Source organism: [Haemophilus] ducreyi (genome assembly GCF_900109315.1).
Classification (GTDB): domain Bacteria; phylum Pseudomonadota; class Gammaproteobacteria; order Enterobacterales; family Pasteurellaceae; genus Haemophilus_B; species Haemophilus_B ducreyi.
The window spans coordinates 40,131-63,087 of sequence record NZ_FOJC01000006.1; the positions used below are offsets into that span (position 1 = coordinate 40,131).

Here is a 22,957-nt window from a genome sequence, read left to right on the forward strand (position 1 = left end):
GTGATCAGCATTATAATACAGATTCAAGATCTTTTAACAGGATCTTAATGAAATAAAATAACTGCATAAAAAATAATTACTTATGTCAAAAAAAATGTATCTTAATTATCAATTTCAGCCTGCAATTCAACAGCCAAATGCTCAAACTATGTTATTCTTACACGGTTTATTTGGCGATATGAATAATTTAGGCATTATTGCTCGTAAATTTGCGGAACAATTTAATATCCTACGGGTAGATTTGCGTAATCATGGTCGATCTTTTCATTCTGAACAGATGAATTATTCCCTAATGGCACAAGACCTGATTGATCTGCTTACTTATTTAAATATTACTGAGGTAATTGTTGTGGGGCATTCTATGGGAGGCAAAACAGCAATGACTCTCGCGCATATGGCGCCAGAGCTGATCGATAAATTAGTGGTTATAGACATTGCCCCTGTCAGTAATCCGCTTAATCGCCACGATAATATATTTGAAGGGTTATTTGCAGTAAAAGCCTCTCAAGCGCTGACTCGCCAACAAGCACAGCAAGCTATGCAAAACTTGATTAATGAACAAGAACAACCGTTCTTATTAAAAAGTTTTGATGCTCAAAGCAGTGAACGTTTTCATTTTAATTTAAGCGCTTTAAAAGCACAATATCCATATTTAATGGATTGGCAAACGGTTTTCTTTGATAAACCAACCTTATTTATTAAAGGTGCTGATTCAGATTATATTCAAGCTAAAGATACAGCAACAATCCTAGCCCAATTTCCTCAGGCTATATCATTTATTGTAGCAAATGCAAATCATTGGGTGCATGTAGAAAAACCTGATGCTGTAGTACGAGCTATTACTAAATTTTTAAACAAGGATCAAAGACTATAATGAATAGAGATACGATTTTTTCAACCCCCATCGAAAAGTTAGGTGATTTTACTTTTGATGAATCAGTTGCGGATGTATTCCCCGACATGATCCAACGTTCTATACCCGGTTATTCCAATATTATTACCGCTATTGGAATGCTGGCAGAACGCTTTGTGACTGAAGGATCGAATGTCTATGATTTAGGCTGTTCAAGAGGCGCTAGCATTTTATCTATTAGGCGAAATGCGCCAACAAAAAATTTTCGCATTATTGGAGTCGATAATTCTCGACCCATGGTTGAACGTTGCCGTTCACATTTAAGTGCTTATCATTCTGATATCCCCGTTAATATTGTATGTGATGATATTCGTAATATTGAAATTCAAAATGCTTCTATGGTAGTACTAAATTTTACCTTACAATTTTTACCACGCACTGACCGCATAGCATTACTGACTAAAATTTACCACGGCTTAAATCCAAATGGCATCCTAATCCTCTCCGAAAAATTCTCTTTTGTCGATAATACAATAGATGAATTATTAGTCGATTTACACCACACATTCAAACGCGCAAACGGTTACAGTGAACTAGAAGTAAGCCAAAAGCGTACCGCCTTAGAAAATGTTATGTTAACAGATAGCATTCAAACTCATAAAAACCGTTTACAAGATGCAGGTTTCTCACAAATCGAACTTTGGTTTCAATGTTTTAATTTTGGCTCTATGGTAGCGATTAAACAATCACCATAAGCGGTCAAATTCCCCTCTCTTTTTTCCAATACAACTCGGATCAGGCCACTTACTATTGACTAGATTTGCTCAAAGCGCTATTTTTTAGCTATAATCGCTAAGTTTTATGCCGCGTTTAAATGCGGATAAGAGCCAACCACCCAACGAATTTAATCAAAGAGGAAACACTATGAGCTTTTTAGCGGGTAAACGTATTTTAGTGACAGGTCTTGCAAGTAACCGTTCAATTGCTTACGGTATTGCTAAAGCAATGAAGGCACAAGGTGCTGAATTAGCCTTCACTTATTTAAATGATAAACTACAACCACGCGTTGAAGAATTTGCCAAAGAATTTGGTTCAGATATTGTGCTACCATTAGATGTTGCAACAGATGAATCTATTCATAATTGCTTTACTGAATTAAACAAGCACTGGCAAAAATTTGATGGTTTCGTCCATGCAATTGCGTTTGCACCTGGCGATCAACTCGATGGAGATTATGTAAATGCGGCAACACGTGATGGCTATCGTATTGCCCACGATATCAGTGCCTATAGTTTTGTGGCAATGGCACAAGCTGCACGCCCATATTTAAATGAAAATGCCTCATTGTTGACATTAAGCTACTTAGGTGCTGAACGTGCAATTCCTAACTACAATGTAATGTGTTTAGCTAAAGCCTCCTTAGAAGCAGCAACACGTGTAATGGCAGCAGACTTAGGTAAAGAAGGCATTCGTGTTAATGCTATTTCAGCCGGTCCAATCCGCACTTTAGCCGCTTCAGGAATTAACAACTTCAAGAAAATGCTCTCTGCATTTGAAAAAACAGCCGCATTACGTCGTACAGTAACCATTGATGATGTGGGTAATTCCGCTGCATTTTTATGTTCTGATTTAGCTTCAGGTATTACGGGTGAAATAGTACATGTAGATGCCGGTTTTAGTATCACAGCAATGGGTGAGCTAGGCGAAGAATAAATAACTAAAATCACAATAATAACGGACGCAATCGCGTCCGTTTTTATTCACCACTATATAGCCAAAACACATACTAATTTACTCGCTATTTAGTTCATTTTATTCAGACAATTTACAGAAAAATCCTTTATAATGAGCAACAACTACCATTGCACTTTTGCGTGCTTTTTATACATAAATAAGAGAAATTATGTTCCAAAACAATCCACTGCTAGCTCAGCTAAAACAACAAATTGAAGCAAATAAAGAATATGTTGAGGGTAAAGTAAAGGCCTCAGATAAAAATTTTGGCTTTTTAGAAGCTGATAAAAAAAGTTACTTTATTCCACCGCTTGAAATGAAAAAAGTGATGCATGGAGATAATGTCAAAGCGGTTATAAAACGAGAAGGCGATAAGGAATCGGTCGAAATAGATAGCTTAATTGACCCTATGTTAGATCGTTTTATTGCACGAGTTCGTTTTAATAAAGATGGTAAACTACAATTAGCGGTTGACCATCCACAAATCAGACTAAATATTCCCGCGACTACGCATAAAAAAGTAACAGAACCGTTAGCAAATGACGACTGGGTAGTCGCACAATTAAAAAGCCATCCATTACGAGATGATCGTTTTTTCTTTGCACAAGTCACTGAATTTATCTGTAAAGCGGATGATCATTTTGCGCCTTGGTGGGTTACACTTGCTCGCCATCAACAACCACGTGAATCGGTAAAGACTGAACAATCCTATACTTTACAAGATCAATCACCTCGTGAAGATTTATCACATTTATATTTCACCACCATAGATAGCCCATCTACGCAAGATATGGACGATGCATTATTCATTGAGCCGATCACTGAAAATGCTATCCAACAAGGCTGGCGTTTAGTGGTTGCAATTGCAGATCCCACTGCTTATATTGCCGAAGACTCAAACATTGAACACGCAGCCCGCCAGCGTTGTTTCACAAACTACTTACCAGGGTTCAACATTCCTATGTTGCCACGTGAGCTTTCTGATGATCTTTGTTCCCTCGTACCAAACAAAAAACGCCCTGCGTTAGTTGTTTATATTGAAACCGATCTTAACGGCAATCTAATAAAAGACGCTAGTTTCCATACCGCTTGGGTAGAATCGAAAGCAAAATTAGCATATGACAATGTTTCTGACTATTTAGAAGGCGTAGCGCAAGCGTGGCAACCTGATTGTGCTGAACTAAAACAACAAATCGATTGGCTACATCAATTTACACAATCTCGCATTCAATGGCGATCAAAAAATGCTTTATTGTTTAAAGAACAAATGGATTATAACTTTGAGTTAAATGCAGATGGTTCCGTCAAAAGCATTCAGATTCAATATCACCGCATTGCTAACCAAATTATTGAAGAAGCGATGATTATTGCTAATATTTGCTGTGCACAATTCTTAGCTAAACATGCCAAAACAGGTATCTTTAACAGTCATGCAGGTTTTGATCCTAAAAATTATGAAGCGGTACAAACATTCTTACTCAATACTTTAGCAACTGATGAAAATCGTTCTGAGTTAACAGATCTCTTTAGCCCAACACAATTAGCAACACTCGATGGCTATTGTGCAATGCGACGTTATATTGAAGATTTTCCGGAAAAATTCCTCGAATTACGTTTACGCCGTTACTTGACGTTTGCTGAATTTAAGGCTGAAGTCACCCCTCATTTTGGTCTAGGTATTAGCCATTATGCCACTTGGACTTCACCTATCCGTAAATATGGTGATATAGTCAACCACCGTTTAATCAAACAAGTATTACTAAATCAGCCAATTAAGCACATAGAGAGTACAATTTTAGCCCGCTTACAAGAAGCACGCCGCCAAAATCGTTTAGTCGAACGTGATATCGCAGATTGGTTATATGCACGCTATTTGCTCCCAATCGCAACACAAGGGGTAGAATTTGACTGCGAAATTACCGATATTTCACGTGGTGGTATTCGTGCTAAAGTACTAGAAAATGGCGCACAAATTTTCATTCCTTGTTCAACATTACACGAAAATAAAGATGAAATTGATTTTATTCCTGAAGAAATTGCACTTTACATTAAAGGGGAAAAAGTTTATCAAATAGGGCAAGCTACCCGTGTAAAACTAACCGATGTGCGGTTAGAAACACGTTCAGTGTTAGGTAATATTATTAAATAGCAAATCACTCAATTCTCCACCTATTTATCAAAAATTAACCGCTTATTTTAGGAGTAACAATGGCGACTTATATTATGGGTGACTTGCATGGTTGTTTTACTGAGTTTCAGCAACTGCTTGACAAAATCGGCTATAACCCTAACTATGATGAATTATGGCTAACGGGAGATATCGTTGCGCGTGGTGAACATTCATTAGCTTGCTTACGCTTTATAAAAGATCCCAAAAACAATATCAGAACGGTATTAGGCAATCATGATCTGCATCTCTTAGCAACGTTAGTCGGGATCAAAAAAGTAACACCAACAGATAAACTCGAAGCTCTTTTCTCTGCACCTGATCGCCTTGAGTTACAACACTGGCTTAGAAAACAACCGCTCATGGTTAAACACCCAACACACAACTTTTTATTAGTTCATGCGGGCATTAGTCCAGAGTGGGACCTTAGCACAACACTTAGTTGCGCACGTGAAGCCGAAATGATTTTACAAAGCGATAATTATGCCGATTATCTTGCCGAAATGTATGACAATACTCCCGATCAATGGCAGGATAATTTAACAGGCATAGCACGTTGGCGTTATATCCTAAATGCATTTACTCGAATGCGTTTTTGTTACGCCGATAAGCGGTTAGATTTTAGTTGTAAATTGCCGATTGAAAAAGCGCCAGTAACCCTAAAACCTTGGTTTGAACTTGATAATCCATTATACGATACGCACGATATTCTATTTGGCCATTGGGCAAGCTTAATGGGAAAAACGAACCGAAGCAATATTTATGCCCTTGATACAGGCTGCGCATGGGGTAATCATCTAACCATCATAAATTGGCAGACTAAACAAATTTTTAGGTAAGAACGCTTAAAATAAAGGCAATCAATCGCTTCACATATTGCAATCATTTATATTGTTTATTAGAATTATTTCCATTGTGCAGCTATAGCTCAGTTGGTTAGAGCACCACCTTGACATGGTGGGGGTCACTGGTTCGAGTCCAGCTAGCTGCACCATTTCTTTTCATCATAGTATTCTTTTTCATAAAAATCCTCTCATATTTCTGTATTCAATTTTATTTTTTATCTGCGATTTATCCATTATTAAACAGAAAATTTATAATTGTTTGGCTATAAGAAAAATAAAAATTTCTGTATAATTGAATCTAATGCCTCATAATGAAAGCGGCCTTATTTTTGCAACATTTTACAAGATAGGAGTTTCTATGAAGAAAGAAGAAGTTGGTCATAATTTCTTAGCTCGCCTTGGTAAAACACGTTTGCGCCCGGGGGGTAAGTTAGCAACAGATTGGTTAATCGCAAATGGCGATTTTAATAAAGACAAGAAAGTTTTAGAAGTTGCCTGTAACACCTGTACTACTGCGATTCAAATCGCACAGCAATATGGTTGCCACATTACTGCTATTGATCTAGATGAGCAAGCACTAGCAAAAGCGCGTACCCACATTGAAGAAAATCGTCTTACACATTTAATTAATCTACAACGTGCTAATGCAACAAAATTACCTTTTTCAGATAACACTTTTGATATTGTATTAAACGAAGCAATGCTGACCATGCTACCCAATACAGCAAAAGAGACAGCTATTTGCGAATATTTACGTGTCCTAAAACCTGGGGGTTTTCTATTAACACAGGATGTTATGCTCACTACTGATGAAGCAACATCAACGATTGATAGACTACGTGAAGCAATTAATTTAAGGGTAACACCATTGACCAAAGAAGCTTGGAAGGCAACCTTCCAACATTGTGGTTTTAGAAATGTTGATGTTTTTTCTGGTAAAATGAGTTTGCTTTCACCAAAAGGACTTATTTATGATGAGGGCGTATTAGGTGCAATGAAAATTGTTGGTAATGCATTAAAAGCTGAAAATCGTCATACATTTAAAAAAATGTTCAAAATTTTCAATGACCCAAACAATAAATTAGGTTTTGTGGCAGTGTGTAGCCAAAAATAATAAAAATCTTCCTAATAACTAGGAAGATTTTTTTACTCTCTATAAGGATCAAATAATGTTTGAGATGTTTCAAACTTGGTATAAAAAAAAGTTCAATGACCCACAAGCAATCGCGTTATTAGGCATTCTATTAGTAAGCTTTTGTATCCTCTATTTTTTTAGTGATCTCCTTATGCCATTATTAGTGGCAATAGTTTTTGCTTACTTATTAGAATGGCCAATTAAACTACTCTCTTACCATTTAAAAATGCCTAGATTATTCAGCCTTATCTTAGTTTTAGGCAGTTTCATCTCGCTTTGTACTTTTTTATTCATCTTCTTATTGCCAAATTTATGGAATCAAGCAGTCACTTTTATTCGCGATTTACCGTCAATGTTCAACTTATTAAACGCTTGGATTCAAGCCTTACCCGAACATTATCCAGAATTAATTGATTATGCAATGCTTGATTCATTGATGAGTTCACTCAAAATAAAAATTTTAAGCTTTGGTGAATCGCTCTTAACGCTGTCAGTTAATTCAATTATCAGCTTAGTAGGTCTTGGCATTTATGCTTTTTTAGTCCCTTTAATGGTCTTTTTTTTACTGAAAGATAAACCGCTTTTTGTCCGTTCATTTGTCAAAATTTTACCCAAACACCGCCGCTTAGTGACCAATGTATGGTTTGAAATGCAACAACAAATTGCCAACTACATTCGTGGCAAAGTGCTTGAAATTTTAATTGTTGCAATTGTCACTTACGCTATTTTTCTCTTTTTTGGCTTACGCTATCCCTTATTGCTATCTGTTGCCGTTGGTTTATCGGTTCTGATACCTTACATTGGTGCCGTATTAGTTACGATTCCAGTTGCATTAATCGCATTGTTACAATTTGGTATTTCACCTGAGTTTTACTACTTATTACTTGCCTTTGTCATCAGCCAGCTACTTGACGGCAACTTAATTGTTCCCTTTTTATTTTCAGAAGCAGTTAATTTACATCCATTAACCATTATTGTTGCTGTGCTTATTTTTGGTGGTTTATGGGGCTTTTGGGGCGTGTTCTTTGCTATTCCACTTGCAACGTTAGCCAAGGCCGTCATTAAAGCTTTACCATCAACCGAAGAATAAAAAGATGACTTTAGTAAAGCGGTATTGCTTGGGGAGATTGACATCATTGTTTAAACCAAATTATCGCAAAACCAACCGTTGCTTCCGCATTATTTGAATACCGTTTTCAAGGTGACGGCGAATTAGGCGGTCATAATCTTGGTAATTTAATCCTTAAAGCATTAGAAAAAATACTACGCCGTGATTTATCTGATGCCGATGTTTATGACCACCACGACAGAATAAACTCAGCAAGGCAATTAATGATATAGTAAAATTATTAGATAATAACTGTTCGCTTGCTTGATCAAGGCAATCTATTTTAAGAGGACTCCCTGTGTTAGTTTCTGATTTCCATTTTAATTTACCTGATGAATTAATTGCACGTTACCCAGAAGATGAACGTACAGCAAGCCGTTTATTACATTTAAATGGCGAAAGCGGTAAATTTACTGATTTACATTTTTCTGATCTATTAGATCATATCAACCCTGGCGACTTATTAATTTTTAATAATACACGCGTTATTCCCGCCCGCCTTTATGGACGCAAAGAAAGCGGTGGAAAACTTGAAGTATTAATCGAACGTGTATTAGATGAACATCACTGTTTAGCCCATATTCGTTGTTCAAAAGCACCTAAAGCAGGAACCAAATTAATTTTAGGTGAAGATAAATTAGGGGTTGGCAATGGTTTAGAAGCAACAATGATAAGCCGCCACGATACCTTATTTGAGCTACGCTTTAACGCTAGCACTCCACTCTTTACCTTACTGCAACAAGCGGGCCATATACCATTGCCACCTTATATTGATCGCCCTGATGAAGACTTTGATCAAGAACGCTACCAAACCGTTTATAGCAAAGTATTAGGCGCGGTAGCTGCACCAACTGCCGGCTTACATTTTGATAATCCTATGCTTGATAAATTAAAAGCTAAAGGGGTAAATATGGCTTTTGTCACGCTACACGTTGGTGCGGGTACATTCCAGCCTGTACGGGTTGAAAATATTCTTGAACATAACATGCATGCAGAATATGCAGAAGTGACGCAAGCGGTCGTTGATCAAATTCTTGCCACTAAAGCTGCCGGTAAACGCGTGATTGCAGTAGGGACAACTTCCGTACGCTCTATTGAAAGCGCGGCACAAGCTGCCCAACCAACAGGTAAATTGATTGCGCCTTTTTTCTCAGATACCAACATTTTTTTATATCCCGGTAAAACATTCAAAATCGTGGACGTATTAATCACCAATTTCCACTTGCCTGAATCTACATTAATTATGCTCGTCTCCGCTTTTGCAGGCTATCGGCATACGATGAATGCTTATCAACATGCAGTGCAACAAAAATACCGCTTCTTTAGCTATGGTGATGCAATGCTTATCAATAAAAATCCTAATGCATTAAATGATTTGCCGTAATTGCCTCCAACAAAATGATAGAGCGTAATAAATATTAATTACGCCGGATCCTTACTGTTTAGCCGATGTTGCATATAACTGTCGATACCACGCAGAAAACTTATTTCTGTTAGTGATTACCTCCCAAGTATTATGCTCAAAAATAACCTTTATCATGCCATCTGTTGCAGTAGTGACTAAAGGAATGTTGTATTGTTCAAAACGTTCTACAACTCTAGGATGAGGCATTCGCCAAGGATTCCAACGCCCCACCGAAGCAATTGCCAAATGCGGTTTAATTTTAGCCAATAGTGCTTGGCTACTACTCGTCTTACTACCATGATGTGGCACTTGTAAAAAATCAATCCGTGTTAATGATGGTGTTATCGTCCTTTCTTGTTGGGCAGTTGCATCGCCTGTCAACAATATACGAAAGCGGTCTATGTCCACAATTATAATGCAAGAATCAGCATTTTTAGATCTTGTTGTTAATTTAGTCGGATAAATTGCTCGAAAAATCAATTGATTAAATTGCCACTGCTTTCCCGCAATACAAGCTTCTGGCATTTTATTTGCATAAGGCATAGCACTGCTTGAGATCAAACGCGCATTTGGATACGCTGCTAGCAGATCAGGAATTCCGCCCGCATGATCTCGATCATCGTGGCTTAAAAAAATTGCTTCTACCTCAATATTATGTCTCCTTAAATAAGGTAAGATCTCAAGACTTGCCATTGAATTACCACTTGCGCCCCAGCTTACCCCCGTATCATAAAAAATAGCCTTATTCTGTCCATTTTGTTGATAAACGAAAGCTTGTGCTAAACCTTGCCCAACATCGAAAGTAATCCATTCAATTTTTTTACTACTAAAAATGAATAAATGAATCAATACACTCACTAAGATTAACCCCGCACTTTGCCACCAAAACCATTTTGATTTAGCGTAAAAAATACCATAAAGCATAACAAGTAACCCAGCGAATCCGGTCAATAATTGCCATTGCTGTGATTAGCTTAACCAAAACCAATGCGTTGAAGCGGTGTTTAAAATAGTTAAACTACCTTGAATCAATTGATCAGTTAACTGCCAAGTATGAAAAAAATTATTCGTTAATAGGCTTATCAAAATAAGCGGGACAACCAGAAAACTGTAATAAGGAACAATCAATAAATTGGTAATAAAAGCAACCGCTGATAAGCCTTCAAAAAAATAGTATTGCACCGGTGCAAATACACACAAAATACCCAATTGAAGATGCGCTAAACTCAGTAATAAGCGATAAAATTTAGGCAATTTTTTATTTTTTTTCTGAACAATAAATTCAGTTAATGGAAAATATTGATACCAAATAATCAGGCTTAAAACCGCTAAAATGGATAACCAAAAACTATCAGCTAAAATAGCTAAAGGATCTAAAACCAGTAATATGGCTACAATTCGCCACCATAACTGCCAGGCCGTATAGTAACAACGGCAATAACGACAACTTAACACAAAAATAATGGCAATTAAGGCACGTACTGTAGGAATCGCAAAGCCCGCTAAATAACTATATCCAAAGGCAAAAATAAGCCCAATTATATTTACAACAGAATAATTAAATGCGATCGCTAGTCTGCACCCCACACGTAAAAAACACCATTGCAATAACTTCGCGCACCAAAAACCGAAAGCAAATGCTAAACCAATGTGCAAACCAGAAATCGCAACTAAATGTGCGGTAGAGATCTGTTGAAAAAGTTTCCAATCTTCCGCTGTAAGCCAAGCCCGTTCGCCAAATGCTAAAGCAAGCAATAGCCCTTGTGTCGGCAAATGTTTAGTTTGATGTTGACTGCGCATCAACCAATCGTGGCGTAACGAAGATTGTGCATTATTCAATCAATAAAGTGGCTTTTCTGACTGTTGCTTTACCGATGAGATGTTGTGAGAAATACCAACGTTGTTGATCAAAATTACCTTGATTTGATCTCGCTGAGATAGGATAAAAATTAAGCTCTGCTTGATAAATTGCTTCTAAATAAAGCGGGCTTTTAGCTTGCCAATTCAGGTAAATTAAATCGCCGTTTTCACGTTTTGCGATTGCTGTTTGGTAGTTTTGTTGCTTCAGTAAACGTGTAACTTCAAGCTTTTCATACGTTTTTGTTGCGACTTGATGATCTGCCTTATTAGCAATGTTGCTAATGTAGCTATAACTGGCAAAAATCACTATCGCTAGCCATATTAATGCACAGTTACGTTTTAATATGGCATATCCAATCAATGCCATCGCAATGTAGCATGGTATGCTTAACCATTGCATTGGCAGCCATAATATTGGTAAAAAAGAAAAACATACGAAAACAGCAAAGCGGTCAAAATTCATAGCACTACTCTATTTAATTCTATAAAGTATGCGAGAAATTTAACCGCTTGTAATACGTAATTTAGAAAATTTCGATCAAGATCGCAAAACTCAAAAGTGCTAGCTCATACACAATTTTATGATCTGGTAGCCTTTTACTAACTTTCTTTTCGATCTTCCGCTTGACTGACCGCTGTCGTAAACAATACATCTGTTGAAGAATTTAAGGCTGTTTCAGCTGAATCTTGAATAACACCAATAATGAAACCAACACCAATAACTTGCGCAGCAATATCATTTGGAATATTAAACAAACTACACGCTAATGGAATAAGTAACAGTGAGCCACCCGATACACCTGAAGCACCACAAGCACAAATTGATGCAACAATACTTAATAATAATGCGGTCATAAAATCAGGGTAAATGCCTTGTGTATAAGCAGCCGCTAGTGTTAATACTGTCACCGTGATCGCAGCACCTGCCATATTAATGGTAGCACCTAATGGAATTGCGACTGAAGCAATTTCATCACGAACACCTAAACGCTTTGCTAAATTCATATTTACCGGAATATTCGCCGCGGAACTGCGCGTAAAAAATGCGGTTAAACCACTTTCTCGTAAACAGATAAAAGTCAATGGATAGGGGTTGCGACGAATTTTCCAATAAACAAGTATTGGATCCAACACAAAAATTACTGTCATCATTGCCCCTAATAATACGCCTAATAAACGTGCATAACCAATAAAGGCATTCATACCATTCGTGGCAATGGTTTCAGCAACTAAACCAAATACGCCGATGGGTGCTACTGAAATAACCATTTTTACTACATAAGATACCGCTTCAGATAAATCATTTAAAAAAATCTTTGTGCTTGGCGCGGCATAACGTAATGGAATACCTAAGCCAATTGCCCAAGCTAAAATCCCAATAAAGTTTGCATTCGCTAAAGCCTGCAGTGGATTATCTACCAAATTAAACACCACTGTTTTAATAATTTCACCAATACCTTGTGGCGATGTTAAATCCCGGGGGCTAGATACTAGCTCTAATCTTGTTGGAAAAATAAAACTGAAAACCACCGCTGTTAACGCAGCTAAAAATGTACCAAGGACATACATGACTAAAATCGGTTTTAATTTAGTATCAGTGCCAACTTCTTTATTAGCAATGGCAGAAAGCACTAATACAAACACTAAAATTGGTGCAATTGCGCGTAATGATTTAACAAAGAATTGACCTAAAACACCCACACTCTTGGCCCATTCTGGACTGATAAAGGCTAGCAAAACACCTAGCACTAAACCAATAGCAATTCGTATCACCAAATTACCTCGAAATAGTTTTGAAGATAAATTACTCATATTATTTTATTCTTATCTAATCACATAAAAAGTGAATAATAAACATTCACCGCCTATATTTGAGATTAACTAAAAATAATCTGTTTGGGAATAGCTAACTAGACTTTTTCTATAAGTTTTTACGAGTTCAAAAGCCAATCTCTCAATAAGTTAATCATAAAAAAGAAAAGACCTTGTGTAATAGTCGCCTTTCGGTAAAATAATAAATATTTTTGTATAGATAGAGATTTAAATGAAACCTGAAAATAAAGCTAATTTCCAACGCATTATTAGAGCAATGGGGTATTCTATGAAAGGCTTAAAAAGCACCTATATTTATGAATCTGCTTTTCGCCAAGAACTTGGATTAGCCATAATATTTATACCGCTTGGTTTTTACTTAGGCGATACAGCTATCGAAAAAGTGTTATTAGTCGGTTCAACCTTATTAGTGTTAATCGTAGAATTATTAAATAGTGCTGTTGAAGCCGTAGTCGATCGGGTTGGTTCAGAATACCATGAGCTTTCTGGTAGGGCAAAAGACATTGGCTCTGCCGCAGTTTTTGTAACTATGCTGTTATTTGCAATAACTTGGTTATTGCTAATTTTTTAAAAAGTAAAATAGGCAATGGATTACACAATCCACTGCCTATTTTTTTATATCATCAATTAAGAGGTTATTATGAAATTCAATAAAACACTCCTTACCATAACACTTTGTGCTTCTAGTGCAATAATGGCTTATCAGCAGGATAAAGATTATTCATTTACTGTATTGCATACTAACGATATTCACGGCCATTTCTGGAATAATGAAAAAGGGGAATTTGGCCTTGCCGCACAAAAAACACTAATCGATCAGATTAAAAAAGAAGTTGAAGCAAAAGGTGGCTCGACTATCATTTTAAACGCCGGTGATATTAATACGGGAGTCCCAGAATCAGATTTACAAAATGCCCGTCCAGATTATGAAGGATTAAATGCGATTGGCTATGAAGCAATGGTACTAGGCAACCACGAATTTGATTTCCCTTTACCGATATTAACTATGCAAGAAAAGTGGGCTAAATTTCCGTTGATTTCTGCTAATGTATTTAACAAAGCGACAAAAAAAGAATTAGTTGATCCTTATATTATGTTAGATAAACAAGGCTTAAAAATAGCTGTTATGGGATTAACGACTGAAGACACGGCTAAAGTAGGCAATCCTGATGTTACTGAAAATGTCCTTTTTAAGGATCCAATTAAAACGGCTAGAACGATGTTAGCTAACATTAATGAAAAAGAAAAACCGGATGTCCGAATTGCATTAACACATATGGGCTGGTACTTAGATGGCAAACATGGTACCAATGCGCCAGGTGATGTCACTATGGCAAGAAGCCTTGATAAAGGTGCTTTTGACTTAATTGTTGGTGGCCATACACACGATACCGTTTGTTTTGATGAACAGGGTAAATTCAAAACTAAATATATTCCAGGCGAAAGTTGTAAACCTGATTTTCAAAATGGTACTTGGATTGTACAAGCGGGCGAATGGGGAAAATATGTTGGCCGTGCCGATTTTAAATTCAAAAATGGTAAAACTACATTACTCAATTATCAATTAATTCCAATTAATTTGAAAAAAACAATAACAACAGCAGACGGTAAAAAAGAATATCAATTATACCAAAATGAAATTAAACCGGATCCCGCATTATATGAACAGTTAGAGAAATACCAAGATGATGGAGATAAATTGCTGAATATTTATGTTGGCGAAGTTAAAGGCTTATTAGATGGTGATCGTAATCACGTACGCTTCCACCAAACTAACTTAGGCCGATTAATCGCTCAATCACAAAAAGAACGTGTAAAAGCTGATATTGGTATTGTAAATTCTGGCGGTGTTCGTGCTTCTATTGAAGAAGGCAAAATTACTTACAGAACAATTCTAACCGTTCAGCCATTTGGCAATATGATCGCAACAATTGATCTAAAAGGGCAAGAATTTATTGATTTTCTAACTTCTGTGGCTTTAAAAGAAGTAGATACTGGTGCTTATCCTCAATTTGCAGGCATCTCAATGGTCGTAGATCGTACAGCAAAACAGATTTCAGACCTTAAGATTAATGGCCAAGCATTTGATCCAAACACAAGCTATAAAATTTCTATTCCAGATTATTTAACCGCTGGCGGAGATGGTTATCCTGTTATGAAAAAACATCCAACTTATGTAAACACTGGTTTTATTGATGCTGAAATGTTAAAAAAATACTTTGAAGAAAATAAAGTCATTGAAGCAAGTATGTTTGATCCAAAACAAGATATTATCTTTAAATAAAATTTTAAAAGCCAAGCTAAAATGCTTGGCTTTTTATTTGAATCTATAGCACAAATTAAAATGCCCTTTTAATATTTAAAAGGGCATCTTTATAAAGTATAGACTACACGCGTTTAAAGTCTAAGTGAAGTAATTTTGGTTTAGTCGGATGACGTTGAATTGCTTGTACTTTAACTTGCACTTCTTTTTCCGCTAATACAATTGTTAATACTTCATTATAGAATGCATCATGAATTTGTACGTTATTTACTTTATCGTGATCTAAAATGATTGATACCGGCTCTGCATTACCACCATAAATGATTGCAGGAACTTGACCATTGTGACGCAGGCGGCGGCTCGCACCCTTACCTTGCGCAGAACGAACTTCAGCTTCAAATTTGAATGACATTGTTTGATTCTCTTAAAATAAAAAGGAACATAATGTTCCCGTTAATATACAAAATAGCAGGCGACCCAGCTATTTGACGAAATATTGTAGGCACGTCGTGAGCCTACAATATATTATACGTAATCTTATTTTAAAAAGCAAAATAAAAACAAACCGTTTACTCTATCTTGAAGCTTAGTTTCTTAGGCTAATAATGTTTTTAGCTTTTCTGCATAAACAGCCCAATCTGAAATTGGACGAGTAGCAACACCTGATGCCATTGCCGCTTTAGCCACGGCCGTAGATACAGCAACAATCAAGCGTGGATCAAATGGCGTTGGAATAATATATTCAGGGCCAAATGATAGCTCACCATACGTAGATAATACTTCTAAAGATACCGGTTGTTTTGCTAAATCAGCAATTGCTTTGGCTGCAGCTATTTTCATTTCTTCATTAATCGCGGTTGCCCCAACATCTAAGGCTCCTCTAAATAAGAATGGGAAACACAGTACATTATTTACTTGATTACGATAATCTGAGCGACCTGTACAAACAATAGCATCTAAACGTGCTTGTTTTACTTCATCAGGTGTTATTTCTGGCACGGGATTTGCTAATGCAAGAATAAGCGGATCTTTCGCCATTTTTTTAACCATTGCCTGTGTTAATGCGCCTGCTTTTGAACAGCCTAAGAAAACATCCGCACCATTAATTGCATCTGACAATGTTCTCCAACCGTTATCTACTATCGCATAAGCTTGTTTGGTTTGATCGATCTGATCGCCACGGCCTTTGAAAATAATACCTTTTGAATCACACATCGTAATATTTTCTTTTTTAATTCCCAAAGAACATAATAAATTAGTACAGGCAATGGCTGATGCACCCGCGCCATTCACAACCAAACGCACTTGATCAAGCGATTTACCTACAATTTGTAAACCATTTAACACCGCTGCGCCAACAATAATGGCTGTTCCATGTTGATCATCATGGAATACCGGGATCCCCATTCGCTCACGTAATTTCTGCTCAATATAAAAACATTCTGGTGCTTTAATATCTTCAAGATTAATACCACCAAATGTTGGTTCTAGCGAGGCTATAATATCAATGAGTTTATCTGGATCTTGTTCATTAATTTCAATATCAAACACATCAATGCCCGCGAATTTTTTAAATAATACGCCTTTGCCTTCCATCACGGGTTTAGATGCTAATGCACCAATATTACCTAAACCTAATACGGCTGTACCATTTGAAATAACCGCAACTAAATTGCCTTTTGCCGTGTAAAGACGAGCAGTAGATGGATCTTTTTCAATCGCTAAACAAGGCTCTGCTACACCAGGTGAATAAGCTAAAGCTAAATCATGCTGAGTTTTGAGAGATTTGGTTGGTGTAACTGAAATTTTACCTGGTATTGGGAATTCATGAAAATCTAATGCTGCTTGTTTTAAATCACCCATTAAGATGTCCTTTTATAAAATGCTGAAAAATATATCTGTTGTTGAACACAATGAAAAGTAGTTATTCACTATACTAGTTTACATGAATAACAATGTTAAGATATTTTACTGTAATATTTAGCAACAAGTTGTGATGTAGATCTAAATTTTAACCGCTATTACAAATAAAAAAGGAATTTTGCTAGAAACTCACAAAATTCCTCTAATTAGATAATTAAAACAAGCTGGGTACGTTATTTAGCCATTGGTAACCACCCCATGTTAAATAAGAATTGCCACCAAGCGATACCTAATGTTGCATGAATAATTAAGCTTCCAAAAGCAATAACTACACCTGCCATCCACCAAGATTTAATATCATTATAACCTGCACCAAATGTAATTGGACCAGGGCCGCCGCCGTAATGTGTCACTGAGCCACCATATGAATTAGAGAATAACAATCCTAGTGCTAATAATTCTACAGGCGCGCCGGCTACTTTACCAACTGTCGCAAACACAGGAACCATTGCTGCAACATAAGCCCCACCTGAAGCAAATAGATAACGAACACTTACACTTAATAACAGAATAACTATTAGGGCAATATTACTATAATCACCAAAGTTTAAGTTTTCACTTAATATTTCTGCTAGCCATTCAAAGAAACCCGCTTTACTTAGCACGGTAGACATACTAATGATACCACCATACCAAATTAGCGTATCCCAACCGGCTTTATTTTTACGGACATCATCCCAAGCAACTATATTTAACAAGATACAAAGTACCATCGTAATTAACGCCACTACTGTAGCATTTAGATGTAAGAAATCAGCAAAAATCCAACCAAGTAAGGCTAATATAAATAAGCAAGCTAATGCTTTCTCACGTAAGCTCATTGGACCTAATTCTTCTAAGCCTTTTTGAGCAATTGCTTTATTATCTACACGTTTTAATTCTGGCTTAGCAATAATGTAACAAATGAATGGAATAATAAATAAACATAATAACCCAGGTACTGAGGCGGCTAACAACCATTGTAGCCAATTAACATTAAAACCTAAAATGGGCGACATAAGTGATAATGCCAATGCATTTGGTGCCATCGCAGTTAAGAAAATATAGCTGGTTGTTTTAACGACCATATAGACATTTAACAACAAATAACGTCCTGCTAATTTGGGTGTTTTTTCAGGCTCTGAACCTAATGCCACCGCTACACTATTGATAATCGGGAAAACGATCCCACCAGCACGGGCTGTATTAGAAGGCGTTGCCGGTGCCAAGAGTAGATCTAAAAAAACAGTAACATAGCCCAAACGTAATGTCGTACTGCCTAATAAGCTGATCATATGATAAGCAATTCGCTTACCTAAACCGGTAATCACAAACGCAGAACTCAATGTGAATGCGGTAAAAATTAACCATGTTGTGCCCGATTGATAACCGCTGAGCGTTTGGCTTACTTTAACTAATTGTTCTGCACCTTCAGTATTACCGATGGTTGTCGCTGAAGCAGCAACGGCTGCCAATAATAACACCGGTTCACCATAAGGTTTCAGCACAAGCCCGACAATGGTCGCAATATAAATACCTAATAAACGCCAGGCAATCAGAGATAGTCCCTCTGGTGTTGGCAAACAGAAAAACAATGTTGGAATTATAAGTAATACTGCGACTTTCTGCACTTTAGATAACGCCATATTTCACCTCAATAATATAATAAAGATAAGAAAAAAATCGTTAACGCTAATAAATCTGCACTGCCACCTGGGCTTAAATTGCGAGCAATACAATCATCATCAAATTCTCTTAAACTTGCCACCAATGCGCTAGCATTATACAAATTTTCTGCATTTTCTAAGCGTTTATTAGCCTCGTCTTGTATAAACTGCAATCCATTTATTCCACCACGATGCACAACATTTGTATCATTATTATTTGCCATTAAATATAATAAGGCCCAATACCAACGCGCTTCATTCTCTGCTTGTGACAGTATAAATGCGACCGCTTGCTGAACTAATGGAAAGCCTTTTTCAGCTTCGCCTCTCGCACCGCTAAAACCATATTGTTGATAAAGTGCAATACCTGCGGTAAGGGGTTGATTTTTTGAATAATTTTGCAATTCATCAGTAATGCCTTGTGTAAAACGTGCTACGGTCTCACTAATCAATGAAATGCCTGTTGTGTCTTGGCTAATTTCAAAGCTTGGCGATAACATCATCTTGTTTTGCCACTGGCTAAAGTGTCGACCTAATGCCGTGCAAACTAAACCAAAAGCGAAAATAGCGCCTTTGTGAGTATTCACTTGATTAGTTGCAACGAACATTGCCTGCTCCGCCTGTAATCCAAGCGGGCGAATTTTGGATAAAATGTGCGAATCTGGTAAGTTAGCTGTTTCTATACCCATTAACACAAATTGTGTAAAAAAAGGACGTAATGCTATAGCACTTTGTTCAAAAGTATTTAACGACATATCTTGATGAGAACCATTATTTGTACTGTCTACTAAACCAGGTTTTGGCGTTAAACGTGCTTCTTTAATTAACGCTTGATAAGCCAATTCAGCTATTTGTTCTGCAAAATAATATTGCTGTGCTCTTGTATGTATTTCAGACAGAAGATCATCGATTGAATGTCGGCGTGATCGCGCACAGATTTTTGCTGACTCTGCACACATTAAACAAGTGCGTTCAGCAAACCCAAATTCACCGCGACTCAATAAATGCCCTTCTTGGCTTATTACATCAATATCCCATAAGCGAGCAAGCGGCGAACTATTTTCTAGCTCAATCATTGCCCGTTTAAGTATTTTGGCATCAATAGGTAGTACAAATAATGCTTCATGTCCTGTTTGCAATGGACGAATAAATTGTGCCGTTGCCGTGACAGAAAACTTATTAAAACAAACGGTTATATTTGCTAATGCTTTTGCAAACATATAATCTAATAGTGCATTTTTCTTTACTGGACCGACAGCGGTCAGAGTCAATGAAAGCAATGTTTGCTGATATTCATGCAAGCATTGTTGCTGTAATGCCACGCGTTGTTCTCTTGCAATTAATAATTGTTCGAGAGAAACTGCTGTACCGGCTAAAGAAAATCGCTTGCAAAATTTATTAAACATACAACCGCTTATTGGATTAATCACATAGCAAAGTGTGTTACATACAGTTCAAGTTATTCTTTTATTTGGTAAACTGTATCGATTACAGAACCATCACGATAACGAACCACTGCAACCGGCTTATCCGTAAACTCAATTTCTTTTGGTTTACCGGTAATGCTATATGCACGTGCACAAAGTTGCTCAATAGTAAATAGTTCAAGCCCAGCAGCGGTCAATTTATCGACTAAATCTAACCGCTTAGGATTAACCGCCACACCGTGATCTGTCACAAGGATATCGATATTCTCACCCGGTGTAACACAAGTAATCACCTGTTCTACAACAGTGGGAATACGACCACGAACAAGCGGTGCAACAATAATGGCTACTTGCGCTGAAGCAGCCGTATCAGAATGGCCACCAGAAGCGCCTCGAATAACACCATCAGATCCGGTTAATACATTAACATTAAATTGAGTATCAATTTCTAAAGCAGACAGTACAACAATATCTAAATATTCAACAGACGCACCTTTTGAACTGTAGTTAGCGTATTGATTAGCACTCACTTCGATATGATTTGGATTGCGAGCTAAAGATTCTGCCGCATCTTTATCAAAGGATTGCACATCAATTAATTTCTTAATTAAGCCCGCTTCGTGTAATGCCACAATGCTTGAAGTAATGCCTCCTAAAGCAAACCCTGCGGTAATCTGCTCACGGCGCATTTTATCTTCAAGAAAACGCGTTACCGCTAATGATGCTCCACCGGTACCCGTTTGTAATGAAAAACCATCTTTGAAATAGCCTGAAGCGAAAATCACTTGCGCACATTTACGCGCAATTAATAATTCACGAGGATTTGTCGTCATACGCGTGGCACCACCACCGATTTTTTTCGGATCGCCCACTTCATCAACTTGTACAATCAAATCAACGTTATCTTGACCAATACTGATTGGATTTAGTGGATACTCATCGAACTGCTCCGTTAATAACACCACTTTATCTGCATATTCTGCATCAATACGAGCATAACCTAATGAACCGCATTTACTTTTACCGCTAAAACCATTTGCATTACCAAATTTATCGCAACAAGGCACGCCTAAAAAAGCAACATCGATCTTTAATTCGCCCGATTTAATTAAATGTACTCTACCGCCATGAGAATGGATATTAACCGGCTCAGCTAAAAGCCCTCTTGATATTTCATCAGCTAACTGCCCCCGTAAACCAGATGAATAAATTTTAGTTACCACACCATTTTTAATGTGTTCAATCAGCGGGTAATGGCTGTCAATCAATGAACTAGATGCTAACGTTAAGTTTTTAAACCCCATTTCCGCAATTTTATTCATGACCATATTCACAACAAAATCGCCAGCACGAAAAGCATGGTGGAAAGACACGGTCATACCATCTTTTAATCCTGAACGGCAGATAGCCTCTTCCAAATCAGCGCAAATTTTGCGATCTTTAGCAGTACGAGCCAGAGATTCTGTTTTGGATATTGATTGATAAACTGCTTTACCTGCATTAAATTTTTCAACACGTTGTTCTCTTATTATCATTTTGCTTCCCTATTCTCTTCTCGAATCCCAGATTTCGCACGCTCAAGCACCAGTCTTGCACGCTCGATAATGGGTGCATCTATCATTTTGCCATTTAATGAAGCGACACCTAACCCTTGTTGGACTGCCTCATCAGCTGCATCAATAATTTTCTGAGCCTGATCAACCTCTTTTTGAGTTGGTGCAAATAAATTATGTAACAATTCGATTTGGCGAGGATTAATTAATGACTTACCATCAAAGCCTAATTGTTTAATCAAAGCAGCTTCTTTGAGGAAACCTTCTTCATTATTAGCATCTGAATAAACTGTATCAAATGCTTGAATACCCACTGCACGAGCGGCTTGTAAAATAGCACAACGCGCAAAAAGTAATTCGATTCCCTCAGGCGAACGCTCCGTTTTTAAATTACGCACATAATCTTCAGCACCTAATGCAATCCCAATTAAACGTTTAGAGGCCATTGCAATTTGATTTGCTTGCGTAATACCTAATGGCGATTCTATCGCTGCTAACATTTTAGTCGAACCACAAGCTCTACCACAGGCCAACTCTATGTCCGTAATAACCTTATCCATTTCAATTACATCTTGTGCGGTTTCAGTTTTTGGCATACGCACCACATCTACGCCGGCTCTCACCACTGCATTTAAATCTGCCATACCAAATTCAGAATCCAATGGGTTTACACGCACAACACACTCAATATTTTGATAAAGCGGATGTTGTAATGCATTCGCAACTAAGATCCGTGCTGAATCTTTTTCTTTCAGTGCCACGGCATCTTCTAAATCAAACATAATTGCATCAGGTTTATAAATAAATGTATTACTTATCATTGCAGCATTAGAACCTGGCACAAAAAGCATACTTCTTCTTAATTTTATCGGCTGGCTCATAATACTTTCTCCCAAGCAAGTACTTCATCTGTTGCACGCAACAAAGCGGCTTTTAAACGAGCACGTAATACACAATCTAATGCACCTTTATCTTCTATAATAATTTGTGCTGAGCTGACCTCAAATTGTGCCAATACAGCAGTTACTGAATTTAAAATATCCTCACCAAATTGTTTTGCTACTGAGCTATTGATTTCAATATCCATCGTAGTTGATGGTGCAATACGTATCTGTACATCACTAGATTCTAGTGTGCCAGCTACTGCTGTTTTCGTTATTTGCATAATAATTTCCTTCATTATTTATCATTGAAACTGCAAAATC

At 37.2% G+C, this 22,957-nt stretch carries 18 protein-coding genes, 1 tRNA gene and 2 pseudogenes; 12 read left to right on the forward strand and 9 right to left on the reverse strand.

Annotated features, from left to right (window positions below; all coding sequences use genetic code 11):
- The first annotated feature begins 82 nt into the window (after positions 1–82).
- From BMX01_RS04985 to queA, 10 genes and pseudogenes are all read left to right on the forward strand, one after another.
- A complete protein-coding gene (locus tag BMX01_RS04985; RefSeq protein ID WP_064082956.1) occupies positions 83–874 on the forward strand; it encodes an alpha/beta fold hydrolase in 792 nt (263 codons plus the stop codon).
- On the forward strand, positions 874–1,608 hold the full coding sequence (gene cmoA / locus BMX01_RS04990) for a carboxy-S-adenosyl-L-methionine synthase CmoA (protein ID WP_064082955.1): 735 nt from the start codon (positions 874–876) through the stop codon (positions 1,606–1,608). The genes BMX01_RS04985 and cmoA overlap by 1 nt, the downstream gene beginning before the upstream one ends.
- Before the next feature lie 169 nt (positions 1,609–1,777).
- Positions 1,778–2,566 (forward strand): enoyl-ACP reductase FabI, encoded by a 789-nt coding sequence (locus BMX01_RS04995; RefSeq protein ID WP_074647878.1) that lies wholly within the window; start codon positions 1,778–1,780, stop codon positions 2,564–2,566.
- 190 nt (positions 2,567–2,756) lie between these two features.
- Positions 2,757–4,736: an exoribonuclease II gene (locus tag BMX01_RS05000; protein ID WP_064082953.1), complete on the forward strand. Its 1,980-nt coding sequence runs from the start codon at positions 2,757–2,759 to the stop codon at positions 4,734–4,736.
- A gap of 59 nt (positions 4,737–4,795) precedes the next feature.
- A complete protein-coding gene (gene apaH / locus BMX01_RS05005; RefSeq protein ID WP_064082952.1) occupies positions 4,796–5,593 on the forward strand; it encodes a bis(5'-nucleosyl)-tetraphosphatase (symmetrical) ApaH in 798 nt (265 codons plus the stop codon).
- A 78-nt stretch (positions 5,594–5,671) separates the two neighbouring features.
- Positions 5,672–5,748: transfer RNA gene (locus BMX01_RS05010), tRNA-Val, on the forward strand.
- A gap of 209 nt (positions 5,749–5,957) precedes the next feature.
- Positions 5,958–6,713 (forward strand): class I SAM-dependent methyltransferase, encoded by a 756-nt coding sequence (locus tag BMX01_RS05015; protein ID WP_074647880.1) that lies wholly within the window; start codon positions 5,958–5,960, stop codon positions 6,711–6,713.
- Positions 6,714–6,768: 55 nt separating this feature from the next.
- Positions 6,769–7,824, forward strand: coding sequence for an AI-2E family transporter (locus tag BMX01_RS05020; RefSeq protein WP_064082950.1), 1,056 nt, complete (start codon positions 6,769–6,771; stop codon positions 7,822–7,824).
- 20 nt (positions 7,825–7,844) lie between these two features.
- Positions 7,845–8,069 (forward strand): annotated as a pseudogene (locus tag BMX01_RS05025) (2-phospho-L-lactate transferase CofD family protein); the annotation flags it as partial.
- Positions 8,070–8,140: 71 nt separating this feature from the next.
- Positions 8,141–9,226: a tRNA preQ1(34) S-adenosylmethionine ribosyltransferase-isomerase QueA gene (queA, locus tag BMX01_RS05030; RefSeq protein WP_064082949.1), complete on the forward strand. Its 1,086-nt coding sequence runs from the start codon at positions 8,141–8,143 to the stop codon at positions 9,224–9,226.
- A 51-nt stretch (positions 9,227–9,277) separates the two neighbouring features.
- Here queA and BMX01_RS05035 read toward each other — a convergent pair.
- Positions 9,278–11,570 (reverse strand): annotated as a pseudogene (locus BMX01_RS05035) (DNA internalization-related competence protein ComEC/Rec2).
- 137 nt (positions 11,571–11,707) lie between these two features.
- Entirely contained in the window at positions 11,708–12,919 is a 1,212-nt protein-coding gene (gene sstT, locus BMX01_RS05040; RefSeq protein ID WP_064082948.1) for a serine/threonine transporter SstT, read from the reverse strand.
- Positions 12,920–13,151: 232 nt separating this feature from the next.
- Between sstT and BMX01_RS05045 the strand changes: the two genes are divergently transcribed.
- Positions 13,152–13,511 carry a diacylglycerol kinase gene (locus BMX01_RS05045; RefSeq protein WP_064082947.1) on the forward strand — a complete coding sequence of 120 codons (360 nt, stop codon included), beginning with the start codon at positions 13,152–13,154 and terminating at the stop codon, positions 13,509–13,511.
- A gap of 69 nt (positions 13,512–13,580) precedes the next feature.
- Positions 13,581–15,224: a bifunctional UDP-sugar hydrolase/5'-nucleotidase UshA gene (gene ushA, locus BMX01_RS05050; protein ID WP_064082946.1), complete on the forward strand. Its 1,644-nt coding sequence runs from the start codon at positions 13,581–13,583 to the stop codon at positions 15,222–15,224.
- 103 nt (positions 15,225–15,327) lie between these two features.
- On the opposite strand, the gene rplY is transcribed toward ushA, so the two are convergent.
- From rplY to citD, 7 genes are all read right to left on the reverse strand, one after another.
- Complete coding sequence (rplY, locus tag BMX01_RS05055; protein ID WP_010945133.1) at positions 15,328–15,615, reverse strand: 50S ribosomal protein L25; 288 nt, start codon at positions 15,613–15,615, stop codon at positions 15,328–15,330.
- A 182-nt stretch (positions 15,616–15,797) separates the two neighbouring features.
- Positions 15,798–17,066, reverse strand: coding sequence for a malic enzyme-like NAD(P)-binding protein (locus BMX01_RS05060; protein ID WP_074647882.1), 1,269 nt, complete (start codon positions 17,064–17,066; stop codon positions 15,798–15,800).
- A gap of 233 nt (positions 17,067–17,299) precedes the next feature.
- Entirely contained in the window at positions 17,300–18,751 is a 1,452-nt protein-coding gene (locus BMX01_RS05065; protein ID WP_064082944.1) for an anion permease, read from the reverse strand.
- 8 nt (positions 18,752–18,759) lie between these two features.
- Entirely contained in the window at positions 18,760–20,178 is a 1,419-nt protein-coding gene (gene citG / locus BMX01_RS05070) for a triphosphoribosyl-dephospho-CoA synthase CitG (protein WP_074647884.1), read from the reverse strand.
- A 53-nt stretch (positions 20,179–20,231) separates the two neighbouring features.
- Positions 20,232–21,734, reverse strand: a complete 1,503-nt coding sequence (gene citF / locus BMX01_RS05075) for a citrate lyase subunit alpha (RefSeq protein ID WP_064082942.1) — start codon at positions 21,732–21,734, stop codon at positions 20,232–20,234.
- Positions 21,731–22,621, reverse strand: a complete 891-nt coding sequence (gene citE, locus BMX01_RS05080) for a citrate (pro-3S)-lyase subunit beta (protein ID WP_172592922.1) — start codon at positions 22,619–22,621, stop codon at positions 21,731–21,733. Before citE ends, citF begins: the two co-directional genes overlap by 4 nt.
- Positions 22,622–22,629: 8 nt before the next feature.
- On the reverse strand, positions 22,630–22,917 hold the full coding sequence (citD, locus tag BMX01_RS05085; RefSeq protein WP_064082940.1) for a citrate lyase acyl carrier protein: 288 nt from the start codon (positions 22,915–22,917) through the stop codon (positions 22,630–22,632).
- Positions 22,918–22,957 lie beyond the last annotated feature (40 nt).

Coding starts and splice junctions, on each gene's coding strand:
- BMX01_RS04985 (WP_064082956.1), top strand. CDS start 83: ATGTCAAAAAAAATGTATCTTAATTATCAATTTCAGCCTGCAATTCAA.
- cmoA (WP_064082955.1), top strand. CDS start 874: ATGAATAGAGATACGATTTTTTCAACCCCCATCGAAAAGTTAGGTGAT.
- BMX01_RS04995 (WP_074647878.1), top strand. CDS start 1,778: ATGAGCTTTTTAGCGGGTAAACGTATTTTAGTGACAGGTCTTGCAAGT.
- BMX01_RS05000 (WP_064082953.1), top strand. CDS start 2,757: ATGTTCCAAAACAATCCACTGCTAGCTCAGCTAAAACAACAAATTGAA.
- apaH (WP_064082952.1), top strand. CDS start 4,796: ATGGCGACTTATATTATGGGTGACTTGCATGGTTGTTTTACTGAGTTT.
- BMX01_RS05015 (WP_074647880.1), top strand. CDS start 5,958: ATGAAGAAAGAAGAAGTTGGTCATAATTTCTTAGCTCGCCTTGGTAAA.
- BMX01_RS05020 (WP_064082950.1), top strand. CDS start 6,769: ATGTTTGAGATGTTTCAAACTTGGTATAAAAAAAAGTTCAATGACCCA.
- sstT (WP_064082948.1), bottom strand. CDS start 12,919: ATGAGTAATTTATCTTCAAAACTATTTCGAGGTAATTTGGTGATACGA.
- BMX01_RS05045 (WP_064082947.1), top strand. CDS start 13,152: ATGAAACCTGAAAATAAAGCTAATTTCCAACGCATTATTAGAGCAATG.
- ushA (WP_064082946.1), top strand. CDS start 13,581: ATGAAATTCAATAAAACACTCCTTACCATAACACTTTGTGCTTCTAGT.
- rplY (WP_010945133.1), bottom strand. CDS start 15,615: ATGTCATTCAAATTTGAAGCTGAAGTTCGTTCTGCGCAAGGTAAGGGT.
- BMX01_RS05060 (WP_074647882.1), bottom strand. CDS start 17,066: ATGGGTGATTTAAAACAAGCAGCATTAGATTTTCATGAATTCCCAATA.
- BMX01_RS05065 (WP_064082944.1), bottom strand. CDS start 18,751: ATGGCGTTATCTAAAGTGCAGAAAGTCGCAGTATTACTTATAATTCCA.
- citG (WP_074647884.1), bottom strand. CDS start 20,178: ATGTTTAATAAATTTTGCAAGCGATTTTCTTTAGCCGGTACAGCAGTT.
- citF (WP_064082942.1), bottom strand. CDS start 21,734: ATGATAATAAGAGAACAACGTGTTGAAAAATTTAATGCAGGTAAAGCA.
- citD (WP_064082940.1), bottom strand. CDS start 22,917: ATGCAAATAACGAAAACAGCAGTAGCTGGCACACTAGAATCTAGTGAT.